The sequence below is a fragment of the Streptococcus sp. NLN64 genome, assembly GCF_015831295.1.
Classification (GTDB): domain Bacteria; phylum Bacillota; class Bacilli; order Lactobacillales; family Streptococcaceae; genus Streptococcus.
In genome coordinates this window covers 1-722 of record NZ_JADXDQ010000124.1, presented here as the reverse complement: position 1 = coordinate 722, position 722 = coordinate 1, and the positions used below count along the sequence as shown (strand labels likewise).

The following is a 722-nucleotide window of genomic DNA, read 5'->3' as shown; positions in this document are numbered from 1 at the left end:
AAAAAATAAAAAAGTCCTATATCCTAGGAAGTGCAAAATCAACCCGAAAGGATATAGAACCTATGACTATTGTATCAGAGATTTTCGAGAAATTAAAGGACTGTCAAAATTTATCCGAAGTTGAGGAAGTTTTTTCATTGCTTTTTTCTGAGTTATTCATAGATTCTCTAAGCCACTGTCTAGAATTGCTGGATAAATTTCTGATTCAGCCCTATTTAGAAGATGGTTGGTCTATTGATCGTTTGGAGGAACGTCAGATAACCTTTTTGTTTGGTACAGTAACTTTTAAACGCCGTCGTCTTCGGAAACAAGGTGAGAAAAGTTTCATTCCTTTAGATAGGGCCTTAGGTCTGGAACCGCGCCAACATTTCAGTTCATTGTTTAAAGAAAAGATAGCTCAATTGTCGACTGGTATGACCTATCGACAAGCAGGGAGATCTGTAGAGCTACTAACCAATCAAACCATTAGTCATCAGACGGTTCACGCGATAGCTCAGAGTGTCGCAGAGAAGATAAAAGAAACATCAGACTCAGAGCTTGATGTATCGGATAAGAAAAAACCAGAAGTTCTTTACATAGAAGCTGATGGGATTTGGATTGGCAGTCAAGAAAAGGGAAAACACCTAGAATATAAACGGGGCTTTATCCATGAGGGAGTTGAGAAGGTAGGTAATCGGAACTGTCTCATCAATCCGGTTTATTTTGGCTGCTTTGGAACGAGT

At 38.9% G+C, this 722-nt stretch carries 1 protein-coding gene; it reads left to right on the top strand.

From position 1 onward, the window contains the following. Positions 1-62: 62 nt before the first annotated feature. Positions 63-722 (top strand): UPF0236 family protein (locus I2503_RS09425; protein ID WP_196967789.1); only part of this gene is annotated, 660 nt, incomplete at its 3' end.